Origin of the sequence: Actinoplanes sp. NPDC048988 (assembly GCF_043197815.1) — a bacterium.
Lineage (GTDB): Bacteria > Actinomycetota > Actinomycetes > Mycobacteriales > Micromonosporaceae > Actinoplanes.
In genome coordinates this window covers 483752-499468 of the sequence record NZ_JBICTW010000004.1, presented here as the reverse complement: position 1 = coordinate 499468, position 15717 = coordinate 483752, and the positions used below count along the sequence as shown (strand labels likewise).

The window sequence follows — 15717 nt, the reverse complement described above, 5'->3', positions numbered from 1 at the left end:
CATTCTAGGGTGTGCGCGTGCGCGACATCGCCGTTTTCTCCGGATCCGCCCATACCGAACTCGCCGCCGAGATCTGCCACCACCTCGGTGTGCCGCTGCTGCCGACCAAGACATCGAGGTTCGCCAACGACGCCATCGAGGTGCAGTTGCAGGGCAACTGCCGCGAACGGGACGTCTTCCTGATCCAGCCGCTGGTGCCGCCGACCCAGGAGAACCTGGTCGAGCTGCTGTTCATGCTGGACGCGGCCCGCGGCGCCTCGGCCGGGCGCATCACGGTGGTGATGCCGCATTACGCGTACGCCCGCAGTGACAAGAAGGACGCGCCGCGCATCTCGATCGGCGGCCGGCTGGTGGCCGACTTGCTGACGACGGCGGGCGCGAACCGGGTGCTGGCCATGACGCTGCACTCGCCGCAGGTGCACGGTTTCTTCAGCATCCCGGTCGATCATCTGCACGCGCTGCGGGAGCTGGCCGACCACTTCCGGGGGTACGACCTGAGCAACACGGTCGTGGTCTCACCCGATCTCGGCAACGCCAAGGAGGCGGCGGCGTTCGCCCGGCTTCTGGGCGTGGGGGTGGCGGCCGGCGCGAAGCAGCGGTTCGCCGACGACAAGGTCGTGATCAGCGCGGTGATCGGTGACGTGGCCGGCAAGGACGTGATCGTGCTGGACGACGAGATCGCCAAGGGCAGCACGGTCTTCGAGCTGCTGGACCGGCTGCGCGAGCGCGACGTCAACAGTGTGCGGGTGGCCTGCACGCACGGGTTGTTCGCGGCGGACGCCGTGCAGCGGCTGTCGGCCGAGAAGGACATCGAGGAGATCGTCTGTACGAACACGGTCCCGATCCCGGCCGCCAATCAGACCGACAAGCTGACCGTGCTGTCGGTGGCTCCGGCGCTGGCCGAGGCGATGCGCCGCATCCACAACGGTGAGTCGGTGAGCGCGCTCTTCGGGTGAGCGCGCGGATGGAGGGGGACGGGGAGGGCAAGACTCCGTCCCCCGCGAGCACATGTTCATCCGCCGGGTCGAACTCAGCTCCTTTCGCCGAGATGCCGAGAGTGAAGTGGGAGCGCTCCCATCGATGAATGTAACTCCGTTGGAGGGTGAGCGCTAGGTGGTGCCGCAGGTTGCCGTCGGTGTCGCCGGGGCGCCCGAGTTGATGAAGCCGAACGACGTCGAGGCGCCGGCGGCCAGGGAGCCGTTGTAGGAGGCATTGGTCGCGGTCACCGTGGAGCCGCTGGCGCTGACCGTGGCGTTCCAGCCTTGCTGGACCGAGACCGCCGACGGGTACGTCAGGGTCACGCGCCAGCCGCTGATCGCGGCCGAACCGGCCGTCACCGTCACGGTGCCCTGATATCCGCCCTGCCACTGGCTGCTCACCGAGTAGGTCGCCGAGCAAGCCCCGGAAGGCGGCGGAGTGGTCGGGGGCGGGGTGGTCGGGGGCGGGGTGGTCGGAGGAGGCGTGGTGGTGGTGCCACCGAAGTTCACGTCGCTGCAGAAGTAGTAGGACTGGTCGAGGTGGCTGGCCTGCCAGATCGTGTAGACCATGGCCCGGCCGCTGCGGCCCGACAGGCGTACCGGCGCGCTGATCGCCACGCCGTTGCTCAGCTGCTCCGGCCACTGCGCGGCCGGGGTGTTGCCGATCTCGGCCACCTTCTCCAGGTCGGACCACTTCAGCGCCTGGGTCGTCGGGTCGAAGCCGGGCTTGGTCACGTACACCCAGATGTAGTCGGCGCCGTGGCGGGCGCCGTCGAAGAGGCGTACGTCGAAGGAATTGCCGATGTTCGCCGCCTGCCAGTCGCCCACGGCGTCCATCGCGTTGTAGCGGCCGCTCTGGGTGTGCCCGGCGCTGCACAGCTGCCCGTCGGGGATGGCGGCCTGGTGGTTGCCGGCCACGCCCTCGCGGAACAGGCCGTTCCAGTTCCACATGGCGTTCGGGTCGGCCTGCCACGCCTGCCAGCACATCGGGTCGAGGGTGGCCATCGCCGGGTCCTGGAACTTGCTGCCCCAGCGTTCGTAGCAGCCGTAGTTACGGGACGCGGGCCCGGTCACGTTGCCGTGGGCCGAGGCGGGACCGGACGGGGCGAGGAGGGCGACGGCGGCGATGAGGACGCCGGCCATCGCGCTGACTATCAAGGATTTCGTACGCATGAGGGCTCGTGCTCCGCGGTGTCGGAAGAAGCTCGGCGGAGGACTGCCCTCTGTCTCCGCGGGGGATGCCGGCGCGTGGACCTCACCCTGACTGGTGAATCGACTAATGTCAACGCGTGGAATCCGTCGGCGCCGCCGCTCGCCTGCTCTCCGAGGCCGAGAGGGTCGTCGTCTTCACCGGCGCCGGCATGTCGGCCGAGAGTGGCATCCCCACCTTCCGGGACGCCATGACCGGGCTGTGGGCGCGGTTCAGCCCCGAGGAACTGGCCACCCCCGAGGCCTTCGAGAAAGACCCCGAGCTGGTCTGGAGCTGGTACGAGGCGCGCCGCGCCGCCGTCGAGAAGGCCACTCCCCACGCCGGCCACGAGGCGGTCGCGGCAATCGGCGGCACCCTGATCACTCAGAACGTCGACGACCTGCACGAGCGCGCCGGCTCGCCCGATCCGATCCACCTGCACGGCAGCCTGTTCGCCCCGCGCTGCTTCGACTGCGGGCGCGCCACGACCGGCCCGGCCTGCGCCGAGTGCGGCGGACGGTCCCGTCCCGGCGTCGTCTGGTTCGGCGAGCAGTTGCCGGCCGCGGCCCTGACCAGGGCGGTCCAGGCGGCCGAAGCCTGCGACCTGCTGATCACCGTGGGCACGTCCGGCCTGGTCTACCCGGCGGCCGAGATCCCGCACGTGGCCGCCGGGAACGGCGCCGCCGTGATCCAGGTCAACCCGCTGGCGACGCCGCTCGACGAGGTGGCCACGGTGAACCTGCGGGGCACAGCGGCCACCCTGTTGCCGGCGATCCTCAGGGAAGCCACAGGGTAAAAACCTGGCGAACCGCCACCAAGCCCCCCGTAAGGCGCGGATCATATCGTCATGGGTGTCATGGCTTACCCCCTCCGGTACGCGCTCGCCGACCTCGCCCTGGCGCTCAGCCGGGTCTCGCACGACCCGGCCGCGGTCCAGTCCACCGCCGCGCGCGCGGCCGCCGACATGATCGGCGACGGCGCGGGCGTCCAACTGCTGCGTGATGACGGCCGGTACGACGGCATCACGTACCACCACATCGACGAGCAGCGGTCGCAGTCGCTGTCGCGGGTGCTCGACCACGTCGACCAGCTCCCCGACGACGACTTCTCGACCGCGATGGCGGCCAGCCGCCGCCCGATCGTGCTGGCCGGCGACGGCGTCGAGCCCTTGGCGGGCGAGGAGCACGAGATCCACGCGGCCGTCCTGTGCCCGGTGATCGTCGACAACACGTACGCCGGCTATCTGGTCCTGACCCGTGAGGCGACCGGCTCGTTCTATTCGACGGCCGAGGTCGAGCTCGCCCGCGACATCGCCGGTGAGCTGGCCCTGGCCTGTTCCAGCGCCCGCGCCCTGGAGCGGCTGCGGGCCAGCGAGGAGCGGTACCGCCGGGTCCTCGAGACGATCCCCGAGGGGGTGCTGCAGCTCGACCACGACGGCGTCATCACGTACGCCAACGAGCCGATCGGCGTGGTGCTGGGCATGCCCCGCTCGCAGCTGGTCGGGGTGTCGTTGCGTGGCTTCCTCAACGACCAGGGGCAGAAGGAGCTCAACCGGCGCATCAACGAGTGCATGCAGGGCCGCTCGACGGTGGGCGCGACCCGGCTCATGCGCGCCGACGGCTCGCAGCGCAGCGTGCGGATGAGCATGATGCCGCTGACCGATGACCACGGCACCTTCAACGGCGTGGTCTGCATGGTCACCGACACCACCGACCACATCGACGCCCGCGGTCTCAAGCGCCAGCTCGACCACCTGCGCCGGCTCGACAGCCTGAGCCAGCTCATCGGTGGCATCTCGCACGACTTCAACAACCTGCTGACCGTGGTCGGCGGCTCGGCCGAGATGATCACGTCGACCACGCCCGAGGACCACCCGACGCACAGGCTGGCGGCGGACATCCTGGAGGCGGTCGGCACCGGCCGTACGCTGACCCACCAGCTGCTGGCGTTCGGCCGCAGCGAGGGCAACCGCCCCGAGATCATCCCGATCCCGGACCTGCTCACCGACGTGCAGTCGCTGTTCAGCCGCACCCTCGGCGAGCACATCGGCCTCGACCTGGCCTTCGGGCCGGACGTCTGGCCGGTACGGGCGGAGCGCGGCCCCCTGGAGCAGGCGCTGGTCAATCTGGCCGCGAACGCGCGCGACGCGATGCTGCACGGCGGCATGCTGCGGGTGGCCGCGATGAACGAGCTGGTCGAGGCGGACAAGGCCCGCGAGGAGGGCATCCCGCCGGGCCGGCTCGTGCACATGGTCATCACCGACACAGGTGCCGGCATGACCGAGGAGGTACGGCGGCGCGCGCTCGAGCCGTTCTTCACGACCCGCCCGACCGCGGCCGGGCTGGGCCTGGCCACCACGGCCGGCATCGTGCAGGGCCTGGGCGGGCACATCGAGCTCGAGTCGGCGCCCCGGATGGGCACGACCGTGCACCTCTACCTGCCGGCGGCCGACGAGAAGCCGGCCTCGGCCGAGGGGCGCCAGGGCGCGTCCGCGGTGATCGGCCGGGTGCTGATCGTCGAGGACCAGCCGGAGGTGGCCCAGCTCGTGCAGCGGCTCATCGAGCCGGCCGGCTACGCGATCACGGTCGCCACCGACGCGCTGCAGGCGGTGACCCAGGTGGCCGGCGGCGCCCACCCGGACCTGCTGATCACCGACGTGGTGATGCCGACGATGACCGGGCCGGAGCTGGCCTCGGCGCTGCGCACGCACCGCCCGGACCTGCCGGTCCTGTTCATGTCCGGCTACACGGCGGCCTCGCTCGGGCCGCAGCTGCACCTGGACGACAACAGCATGCTGATCGAGAAGCCGTTCACCCGCTCGACACTGCTGGGGGCGATCCGCACGCTCTGCGGTCCGCAGCCTTCTACGCCCTGAACGACCTCCGCCCCCGGGGAGTAACGGGAATCCCGCGACTCCTACCAAAGGTGCGAACTCGGGCTCCAGGGCTTGCCATCCGATCCGGACAAACAGCAATATTCCGGGTCTGTACGACTTGGTCCACCGTCTGACGGCGGCGGGCGGGGCGGTTGGATGGGGAAGGACGCCGAGTGACCCAGGATCGCACGACGGATCGGACGAACCGCGCAGGCCGCGCCGAACCGGACGGCACGTCGACCATGGACCTGAGCGGGCGGTGCGTCGGAAGCTCGTACGTGCTGCAACGCCCGATCGGCCAGGGCGCCACCGGCACGGTCTGGGAGGCCCTGGACCGCACCTCCGGCGAGTCGGTGGCGGTGAAGCTCCTGCACGAGAGCCTGCTGCGCCAGCCCAAGCTGGTCACCCGGTTCGTGCAGGAGCGCACCATCCTGCGGATGCTGCGCCACCGCAACGTCGTCCGGGTACGTGACCTGTTCAGCGTCGGCGAGACCCTGGGCCTCGTCATGGACCTGGTCGCCGGCGGCAACCTGCGCGACCTGTTGCGCGACGAGCACACCATCGCGCCCGGCGAGGCGGCCCGGCTGACCGCGCAGGTCGCCGCCGCGCTGGCCGAGGCGCACGAGCTCGGCGTGGTGCACCGCGACCTCAAACCGGACAACATCCTGCTCGACACCGGCGACGGCCCGCCCGAGACCCGGCTCACCGACTTCGGCGTGGCCCGCATCCTGAGCACGCCGAGCATGACCACGCCCAGCTCGGTCTTCGGCACGCCGCACTACATGTCGCCGGAGGCGTTCCGCGGGGCCACGGCCAGCCCCGCGACCGACGTGTACGCGTTCGGCGTGCTCCTCTACGAGCTGGTCAGCGGCCACCCGCCGTACCGCAGCGACTCGATCCCCGAGCTGATGCGCCTGCATCTGGAGGGGAACCCGGAGCGGCGGCCCGGCATCCCGGACGAGCTCTGGGACGTGATCACGGCCTGCATGGAGCAGAAGCCCCGGCTGCGCCCCACCGCCGCCGAGCTGGCGGCCGAGCTCTCCGATCTGGCGCGCGCCCTCGCCGGCACGTCAGCCCTGACACCACCCGAACCCGCCGCGGAACCCGTGGTGGCAGCGCCCCGCGAACCCGAAGTCCCACCGGCCCCGCCGAAGTCGCTGATCCCGCAGCCCCGGGAGCGGCGGCGCAACGACGTGCCGAACTGGCGGTGGGCCCGGCCCGGGGCGACGCTGCTGATGATCGCCGGGGCGATGGCGGTCTCCGCCGTCGTCACGACCGCCTGGAACATCGGGCGGGCCGACGGCGAGCCGCAGAGCATCACCGTGCCGCAGATCGTCACCGCGCCGGCCTCGCCGCAGCCGCGCCAGAAGCCCGCCGCCAAGTCCGCTCCCCGCCCCGCCGCCGTCACGTCCCAGGCCCGGGCCGGGAGCGACACCCGGGTGCGCCCGGGCCTGCCGGCCGTCGCCGTCACGGCCACCCCTTCGCCCGTACGCAAGAAGCCCGTGGCCCACACGCAGCCGCAACCGACCCGGTCACCGCAACCCGAGGCCCGGCCCTACGGCCCGTGGGCGTGCCGGCAGGCGTTCGCCATCGACTTCCGCAACCGGACCGGGGTCGGGATCAAGCCCTGCCAGATGCTCGGGCGTGACATCCAGTACCAGGCCTCGCTGACCGCGCCCGGCGGTGGCCGCGGCAGCATCACCGTCTCGCTGCAGGACGTCGGCACCGGCCGTACCGTCGACGGCCCGAAGACCTGCGACAGCCTGTCGTTCGACGGCAACGCCGACACCCGGACGTGCGGGCCGGCCGGTGCCCAGCCGGCCCGCGGTCACAGTTACGCCGTCGTCGTCTCCTACCGCTACGAACGCGACGGCCAGAGCCTCGCCAACGCCGCCAAGGGAGCGGCCTTCGAGTGGTGAGCCCGCTCAGTTGCCGACGGGATTCCATCCGTCGGTGCCGGCCAGATACTTCGGCGCGGTGTAGGTCGCCGCGTCGGCGTCGCTGAGCATCGGCCGGGTCGCGGCGTCGGTGACCGCCGCCCCCGGTCCGCTGTTGCGGTACTCGAAGAACCGCCCGGCGGTCCAGGTGGTGGTGGCGTCCCAGTTGTTCCACGGCTGGGCCACGTTGACGGCCGCGCCGAGGACGGAGTCACGCACCACGACCTGGGCCTGCCCGGTCGTGCTGTACGGCCGGCCCAGGTAGATCGAACTGGCCGGCCCGTCGGTGACGATCGTGCTCCCGGTGATGAGGAACCCGTACGGTGAGGCGCTGCTGACCGACGAGTCGGTCAGGCTGGCGCCGGGGCGGGACAGGACGTGGAACGTGCTGCGGTCGAAGACCGCCACCGCGCGGCCGAGCATCATGTCGGCGCCGCCCTCGACGTACGCCCGGCGGAAGTAGAGCCGGCTGAAGGTGGTCACGTTGGCCGTGCTGAGCAGCAGGGTCTGCTTGTCGCCGAGCAGGCGCACGTTGTCGAACACGTCCTTGTCGCCGCTCTTGACCTGCAGGGCCGTCGCCTGCGCGCCGGCCGACGCCACCCCGTTGGTGTTGGCGACGGTCAGGTTGCGCAGGGTCCACTGGTTGCCCGAGAGGGTCACCGTGGCCACGGCCCCGGTGCCGCCGGCGGTCAGAACCGTGTCGGCCGGATCGTCGGTCGCGCCGAGCAGGGTCACGCCGTACCGGTTGCCGCTGGTGACCGGGCCGGTGTAAGTGCCCGGCCTGATCAGCACCACGCGGTAGCCCTGGGTCGTGTAGTCGGCGTTGTCGGCGAGCAGTGCGATGCCGGCGGCCACCGTGGTGGCGTCGCCCGAGCCGTCCGCGGCCACCACGACGTCCACCTTGACCGGGGTCGCGGTCGCCGCGGCCGACGGGTCCGAGGCGTTGCCGGCGGTGTCCGTGGACACCACGGTGTACGAGTAGGCCGTGCCGGTCGCGACCGTGGTGTCCGCGTACGACGTGCCGGTGAGGCCGGTCGCGATCCGGGTCGGCGCGGCACCCCCGGCGGACCGGTAGACGTCGTAGCCGGCCAGGTCGCTGTCGCCCACCGCGGCCCAGGTGACGGTCACCGACCCCTTGCCCAGGACGGTGCGCAGCCCGCCGGGCACGGCCGGGGCGGTGCTGTCGCCGGGCGCCGGGGTGCCCTCGACCGGCGCCGAGACGGGCGACTCGTTGCCCGCGGTGTCGACGGCGGTGACCGTGTACCGGTAGGCGGTGCCGTTGTCGAGGCCGGTCACGGTGTAGCTGGTCCCGGTGAGCAGGGCGGCGTTGAGCGCGGTGGTGCCGCCGGCCGGGTACACGTTGTAGCCGGCCAGGTCGCTCTCCCGGTTGGCGGCCCAGGTCAGCGTCAGCCGTCCGTCGCCGGCGCCGGCCTTGAGCCCGGCCGGGGCCGCGGGCGGCGCGCCGTCGGCCGGGGTGGCCCGCACGGTCGCCGCCACCGAGGTGTTGCCGGCCTTGTCCACGGCCACCAGCGCGTAGGTGTACGTGGTGCCGTTGGCCAGCCCGGAGTCGGCGTAGGACGTGCCCTCCAGACCGGACGCGACCAGGGTGGCCGGGCCCGGGGTGACGGCGGTGCCGGCGGCGCGGTAGAGCCGGTACCCGGCCAGGTCGGCGTCGCCGGGCGCGGTCCAGCCGAGCTTGACCGACTTGTCGCCGGCGGTGGCGGTGAGCGTGCCGGGCGCACCCGGCGCGGTGACGTCGGCCGGCGCCGCCGGGGCGGGGACGGCCGGGTACCAGGTGCCGGCGCCGAGCCAGTCGGCGGCCGTCACGGTCACCGAGGCGGCCGGGCTGAGCTGGGGCCGGTTGTCGTTGACGGCGGCGCCCTCACCGGTGTTGGCGTACTCGGCCAGCCGGCCGAGGGTCCACGGTTCGCCGGCCGGTCCGGTGCCCCACGGCTTGGCGGCGTCCAGGCCCGCGCCGAGGACGGTGTCCCGGACGACCGCCTGGCCCACCGAGTTGGGGGTGTACTGGTCGCCCCAGGCCCGGTACGGGCGCCCGAGCTGCACCCCGGTCACACCGGCCGGCGTGACCACGGTGCTGTTGATCAACAGCATGCCCGGGAACGTGCTCGCGGTGCTCGGCGTGAGTACGGCGCCACCGCCGGCCTTGACCGTGATGGCCGTCTTGTTGATCACGAGGGTGGCCCGGCCCAGGACGATGTCGCTGGTCCCCTCGATGACCGAGTCGTCGATCATCTGCCGGGCCGCGGCCGTGTAGGTGGACGTGTCGGCGAAGACCGTGCGGTTGGTGCCCTTGAGCGCGACGTGCTGCAGCAGCACCTTGTCGCCGGTCATGGACACGGCCGGCGCGGCGCCGGACGGGGTGGTGTTCCGCACGGTCAGATCGCGGACCGTCACGCCCGAGCCGGTGACCGACAGCGCGGCGGTCGCGGTGCCGTTGGTGAGGACGACGTCGCCCGGATCCCCGGTCGCGCCGAGCAGGGTGACTCCGGCCTTGGACACGGTCACCGGCCCGGCATAGGTGCCGGCGCCGACGGAGACCACCCAGTCCCTCGTGCCGGGGGCGGCGTCGAGGGCGGCCTGCAGGGTCGGATAGGTGCCGGTTCCGTCCGCGCGGACGGTGGCGTCCACCCGCAGCGCGGGCGTGGCGGTCACCGTCGCCGAGGCGGCGGAGACGTGCCCGGCGGCGTCGACGGCGGCCACCACGTAGCTGTAGGCGGTGCCGTTGGTCAGTCCGGTGTCGACCAGGCCGGCCCGGGTCAGCAGCGTGCCGCCGACGCGGTGGGCGGCGTCGACCGGCACCGCGCCGGTGCCCGTGGCCCGGTAGACGGCGTAGCCGGCGACGTCGGCCTCGGTGTTCTCGTCCCAGGTCAGCGAGACCTGCGCGGCGCCGCTCAGCGCGGTCACCCGGGCCGGGGCAGCGGGCGCCACGTCGTCCGTGGCGTCGGCGACCGGATCCCAGCCGTCCGTGCCGGCGAGGTACTTCGCGGCCGTACGGGCGGTGGCGTCGTTGTCGGACAGCTGCGGCCGGTTGCCGTTGACAGTCGCGCCGGCGCCGGTGTTGCGGTACTCGGTGAAGCGTCCGTCGGACCACGTGAGCGGCGCGAAATCGGCCCACGGCCTGGCCGCGTCGATGCCGTCGTTGATCGTGGTGTCGCGGATCGTGAGCTGGCCACGGGAGTTGTCCGGCTGAGTGCCGTCGGCCCAGCCCTGCCACGGCCGGCCGAGGGAGAACGTGCCGGCGTCGTTGGCGCTGACGATCCGGCTGCCGGTCACCAGGTAGCCGTTCGGGTTCTTCGAGGCCGTGCTGGGCGCGAAGATCGTGCCGCCGTTGTGCGCGGTGGCGTGGATCGTGACCCGGTCGAAGACGGCGGTGGCGCGGCCGAAGACGAAGTCGACGTTGCCCTCGATGAAGCTGTCGTAGTAATACTGCCGGGCGTAGCCGGCGCCGGTGGCCGAGATCGCGCCGGCCGAGTCGGCCAGCAGGGTGTCCTGCACGCCGAGCAGGCGGACGTTGCGGTAGACCTGCCGGTCGCCGGTGGCCCGCAGCGCCACCGCCTGGGTGTTGTAGTTGCCGATCTCCGGGTGCTTGGCCGAGTCGAACGTGTTGGCGATCGTCAGGTCGCGGACCGTCACGTTGCTCGCGGTGACGGCGACGGTGAAGCTGCCGGAGGTGCCGCAGGTGGCGGTCGTGACGGTCGGGCAGGTGGCCGGACCGGCCGGGGTGCCGTTGGCGTTGTCGAAGGTCAGCACGACGTCCCGGGCGTCGCCGGAGGCGCCGGCGATCACCAGGTAGGGCTTGGTGACCGTCACCACCTGCCGGTAGGAGCCGGGCTTGACGAGGATGACCGTCGGCTTGGCGGCGGTGCCGGCCGGCGCGGCGTTCACCGCGGCCTGCAGCGTCGCGTAGTCGCCGCTGCCGTCGGCGGCGACGGTCAGGTCGGCGACCAGCGGCACCGGGTTCGGGGTGGCGGTGACCGGGGCGGACGCGGCGGCGGCGTTCCCGGCGGCGTCGACCGCGACGACGGTGTACGTGTACGCGGTGCCGTTGGTGACGGCCTTGTCGGCGTACCCCGCCTTGGTGACCGTGGCCACCGGTTGGTCGGCCCGGTAGACCCGGTAGGCGACGACGTCGCTCTCGGTGCTGTCGTTCCAGGCGAGGTTGACCACCTTGTCACCCCCGCCGGCGACCAGACCGGTGACCGGGGCCGGCGCGACGTCCGGCGCGGCGTCGGCGACCGGGTTCCAGCCGTCCGTGCCGGCCAGGTACGCCGTGGCGGTGTACTCCTTGGCCTGTTCCGCGGTCAGCTGCGGCCGGCCGGCCGTGGCGGCGGTGGTGCTGCCGGGGCCGGTGTTGGCGTACTCGGCGAACCGGGCGGTGCGCCAGTCGGTGACGACGCCGCTGTTGACCATGTCGGTCCAGGTGGCGCTGGTGCTGACCACCGGGCCCAGCCAGCTGTCGCGGACCACGACCTGGCCGCGCGCGTTGTCGTCCTTGACACTCGTGCCGTCGGCCTGGGCCTTGCCGGGCTGCCAGGGGCGCCCGAGGTTCTGCGAGCCGTCCGGGGCGTTGCCGATGATCCGGCTGTCGGTGATCAGGAAGCCGTACTTCTGGCCGATGTCGGTGCTGGCCGCGGTCACCGCCCCGTTCGGGGAGGTGGCGTGGTCGAGGGCCTTCAGCGTGCTGTGGTCGAAGACCGCGGTGGCCCGGCCGAACAGGAAGTCGACGTCACCCTCGATCCAGGCGTCGTGGAAGTAGACGCGGGACGCGACGGTGGTGCCCGGCGAGTTGGCGTAGAGGGTGTCCTGGTTGCCGAGCAGCCGCACGTTGTCGAAGACCAGCTTGTCGCCGACCGTGCGCAGGGCCACCGCCTGCCCGTTGGCGTAGGTGCCTTCCTTGTACGAGTTCTGGATGGTCAGATCGCGCATCTGCACCGAGTTGCCGGTGACGACCACGGTGGCGCTGCCGGACGTGCCGTAGGTGGCGACGGTGCCGTCCTCGTTGGGCGCGGCGCCCGGGATCGGGGTCCCCGCGGCCCGGTTGCCGTTCACGACGACGTCGGTGGCGGCGCCGGTGGCGCCGACGACGATGACGTACGGCTTGGCGATCGTGAGGTATTCGTCGTACGTGCCCTTGGCCACCGAGATGACTGTCGGGTCGGTCGCGGTGCCGGCCGGTGCGGCGGCGAGCGCGGCGGTGATCGTGGTGAAGACGGTCTTCCCGTCGGGGGTGGCCGCCGGGTCGACGGTGAGGTCGGCGACCAGCGGGGCGGCCTCGACCGTGACCGTGGCGCCGATGGTGGCCGGCGACTCGGCGCCGCCGCGGGAGACCGCGGTCACGGCGTACGAGTAACTCTGGCCGTTTGTCACTGTGGTGTCGCTGAAGGCCGGCGAGACGACGCCGGCGATCTTCGTCAACGCGCCGGTGCCGGCGTCCGCCCGGTAGACGTTCCAGCCGATGACGTCCGCCGAGGGGTCGTCGTTCCAGGTCAGGTGGACGACCCGGGTGTCGGCGGCGGCGGCCAGCCCGGTCGGCGAGGCCGGCGCGGTGGTGCTGGCGGGCAGCATCGGGCTCCAGCCGTCGCTGCCGGCGAGGTACTTGGCCGGGGTGGCGTTGGCCGCCTGCGAGGCGGTCAGCTGGGGCCGGTTGGCGTTCAGCGTCGCGCCGGGGCCGATGGTGGCGTACTCGGCGAAGCGGGCGTCCTGCCACCGGAAGTTGACCTTGACGCCGCTGGAGTTCGCGGTCGCCATGTCCTCCCACGGCGCGTCGGTCGCGACGGCGGCCGGCAGCCAGGTGTTGACGACGTTGACCGAGCCGATCGCGTCCGGGTCGGCGCTCGGGTGCCAGGGCCGGCCCAGGTGCACGGTGCCGGCCGGGGCGGAGCTGACGACCTTGCTGTCGACGATCAGGAACCCGTACTTGCTGCCCTTGTCGGTGCTGGCCGCGGTGATCGCGCCGTTGTCGGACTTGCCGCGGTCGAGCGAGCGCAGGGTCACCCGGTCGAACACGGCGTCGGCCGCGCCGAAGATGTAGTCGACGTCGCCCTCGATGTAGCTGTTCACGTAGTACTGCCGCGAGCGCGTGGTCGGCTTGGGCGTGTCGGCGAGCAGCGTGTCCTGGTTGCCGATCAGCCGCACGTGGTCGCCGGTGAACCGGTCGCCCTCGACCCGCAGCGCGACGGCCTGCTGGTTGGTGATCTCGGGGTGCGCCTTCTCGTCGAACGTGTTGGCCACGGTCAGGTTGCGCAGCGTCACGTTCTTGGCGGAGACGAAGACGGTCGCGCTGTCCGCGGTCCCGTAGGTGCCGCCGGCCGGGTCGGGCGTGCCGGACGCCTTGTCGTCGGCGATGACGACCTCGGCCGGGTCGCCGGTGGCGCCGGCCAGTACCACGTTGGGCGACGTGATCTCGAAGGTCTCGTGGTACGTGCCGGGCGCGATGATGATCATCGTCGGCTGCAGGTTCGTGGCCGGGATCGACGCCAGCGCCGCCGTCACCGTGCGGTAGGCGCCGTTCGCGCCGTCCGGTGCGACGTACAGGTTGACGTAGTCGACGGGCAGCGCGACCGGGTCGGTGACCGAGGTGGCCGACGCCGCGCCGGACGTGGCGGAGACGTTGCCGACCAGGTCCAGAGCGGTCAGCTTGTAGTACTGCGCGACGCCCTTGGGGGCGCTGGTGTCGGTGAACGTGGGCGCCGTACCGGCCTTGGCCGCGGTGAGCGTGCCGATCAGGACGTAGCTGCCGCCGCTGCTCGACGAGCGAGTGATGTTGTAGCCGGCGAGGTCGGTCTCCTTGTTGGCGGCCCAGGTCAGGGTGATGCCGTGGGCCGCGCTCGGCGCCGCCTTGAGGCCGCTGGGCGCGGCCGGCTTCACCATCGGGTTGGCCGCGGTGACCGCCGAGTAGGAGGAGACGTTGCCGGAGGTGTCGACCGCGCGGATCCGGAAGTAGGCGCGGGTCCCCTCGGTGATCGAGGGGTCGGTGAACGTGGTGGCGGTGAACGAGGCGCCCGCGGCCGGCAGGTAGGGGACGTAGACCTCGTCGCCGTTGCGCTTCTGCACGGTGTAGCCGGCGAGGTCGGTCTCCTTGTTCGCCGCCCAGGTCACCGTCATGCCGACGGTGGCGACAGTGGCCTTGGCGGACGAGGGCGCGGCCGGTGCCTTCGTGTCCACGGCAAGCGTGACGGAGGCCGAGGCGGGCGCGGAGGCCCCGGCCGCGTTGACGGCGGTGAGCCGGTAGTACGACGTCGCGCCGGCCGGCGCGGTGGCGTCGGTCAGCGTGGTGCCGGTGACCGGGGCGCCGGTCAGGGCGGTGAACGGGCCGGACGCGGCGGCCGCCCGCGAGACGACGTAGCCGGTGGTCGTCTTGGTGGCGTTGGCGGTCCAGGTCAGCACGACGCCGCCGGTGCTGCCGGCGACCGCCTTGAAACCGGCCGGGGTGGGCGGCACGGCCGTGGTGTCGACCGGGCGGGTGGCCGACCCGGTCGCCGGGCTGGAGGCGTTGTCGCTGGTGTCGACCGCGGTGACCCGGTAGAAGGACGGCGCGCCGGTGGGCGCGGCCAGGTCGGTGTAGGCCGTCGTGGTCAGCGGGCTCGGGGTCAGCCGGCTGTAGGTGCCGCTGGACGAGTCCGATCGGTAGACCAGGTAACCCTTCAGGTCGGCCGCTTCCACGGCGGACCAGGTCAGCGTGATGCCACCGGTGGCGGCGGTCAGCTTCAGGCCGCCCGGCTTGGCCGGCGGCGTGGTGTCTTTGGGGATCGCCACCGAGGCCGAGGCCGGGGCCGAGGAACCGGCCGCGTTGACCGCGGTGAGCCGGTAGTACGCGGTCGCCCCGGCCGGCGCGGTGGCGTCGGTGTAGCTGGTGCCGGTGACCGGGGCCGCGGTCAGGTTCACGAACGGGCCGGCCGCCGCGGTGGCCCGGGCCACGACGTAGCCGGAGGTGGTGGTGCCCGCGTTGGCGGTCCAGGTCAGCGTGGCGCCGCCGGAGGACGGGGCGGTCGCCTTGAATCCGGTGGGCACCGGCGGCGCGGTGGCGGCGCCGGCCGGCCGGGCCGCCGAGGCGGTCGCCGCCGACGAGAGGTTGCCGCTGCGGTCCACCGCCGTGACCCGGTAGTACGACGTGGCGCCGGCCGGCGCGGACGAGTCGAGGTAGGACGTCGCCGTGTACGGGCTCGCCGTGAGCTGGCTGAAGGTGCCGCCCGACGACGACGACCGGGACACCACGTAGCCGGCGAAGTCCGGCACGTCGTCCACGGCGGTCCAGCTCACGGCGACGCCGGCCGAGGTCGCCGACAGTTTCAGGCCGTCCGGCTTGTCCGGCGCGTCGGTGTCGGCGGTCTTCACGGTGACCGTGCTCGACGGCTTGGACACGTTGCCGCTGCGATCGGCGGCGGCGACCGCGTAGTAGTACGTCTTACCCGCGGCGGCCGTGGTGTCGGTGAACGTCAACGCGGACGTCGTGGTGCCGAGCAGGTCGGTGGCGGCCACGATGGTCTTGGCCGTCGACCGGTAGACCCGGTAGCCCGCCGTGTCCGATGCCGACACCTTGCCCCAGCTGACGGACACGCCGACCTGGCCGTAGTACGCGGTCTTCAGGCTGCCGGGGGTCCCCGGAGGGGTGGTGTCGGTGGCCGCCGAGGCCGCGGTCATCCCCAAGGCCGCCGTGCCGGCGACGGTGAGCAGGGCGACCATGGCGGCCGATCGTGGGTGGTGCGACATGGGGCTCTC

General features: G+C 72.5%; 6 protein-coding genes. 4 read left to right on the top strand and 2 right to left on the bottom strand.

The window, feature by feature from the left end; translation table 11 throughout:
- The first annotated feature begins 17 nt into the window (after positions 1-17).
- On the top strand, positions 18-956 hold the full coding sequence (locus ACGFJ7_RS16670; RefSeq protein ID WP_360240191.1) for a ribose-phosphate pyrophosphokinase: 939 nt from the start codon (positions 18-20) through the stop codon (positions 954-956).
- Between the two features lie 153 nt (positions 957-1109).
- On the opposite strand, the gene ACGFJ7_RS16665 is transcribed toward ACGFJ7_RS16670, so the two are convergent.
- The gene (locus ACGFJ7_RS16665) at positions 1110-2150 is read right to left on the bottom strand and encodes a lytic polysaccharide monooxygenase (protein ID WP_392642627.1); all 1041 of its coding nucleotides are present in this window, start codon (positions 2148-2150) and stop codon (positions 1110-1112) included.
- A gap of 116 nt (positions 2151-2266) precedes the next feature.
- Between ACGFJ7_RS16665 and ACGFJ7_RS16660 the strand changes: the two genes are divergently transcribed.
- The 3 genes from ACGFJ7_RS16660 to ACGFJ7_RS16650 all read left to right on the top strand — a co-directional run bounded on the left by ACGFJ7_RS16660 (position 2267) and on the right by ACGFJ7_RS16650 (position 6960).
- Positions 2267-2962 carry an NAD-dependent deacylase gene (locus ACGFJ7_RS16660; RefSeq protein ID WP_360240188.1) on the top strand — a complete coding sequence of 232 codons (696 nt, stop codon included), beginning with the start codon at positions 2267-2269 and terminating at the stop codon, positions 2960-2962.
- 60 nt (positions 2963-3022) lie between these two features.
- Positions 3023-5041, top strand: coding sequence for a response regulator (locus ACGFJ7_RS16655; RefSeq protein WP_360240185.1), 2019 nt, complete (start codon positions 3023-3025; stop codon positions 5039-5041).
- Between the two features lie 173 nt (positions 5042-5214).
- Positions 5215-6960, top strand: a complete 1746-nt coding sequence (locus ACGFJ7_RS16650) for a protein kinase (protein ID WP_360240182.1) — start codon at positions 5215-5217, stop codon at positions 6958-6960.
- A gap of 6 nt (positions 6961-6966) precedes the next feature.
- Here the strand turns inward: ACGFJ7_RS16650 and ACGFJ7_RS16645 are convergent, their stop codons facing one another.
- On the bottom strand, positions 6967-15708 hold the full coding sequence (locus ACGFJ7_RS16645) for a pectinesterase family protein (RefSeq protein WP_392642626.1): 8742 nt from the start codon (positions 15706-15708) through the stop codon (positions 6967-6969).
- Positions 15709-15717: the final 9 nt, after the last annotated feature.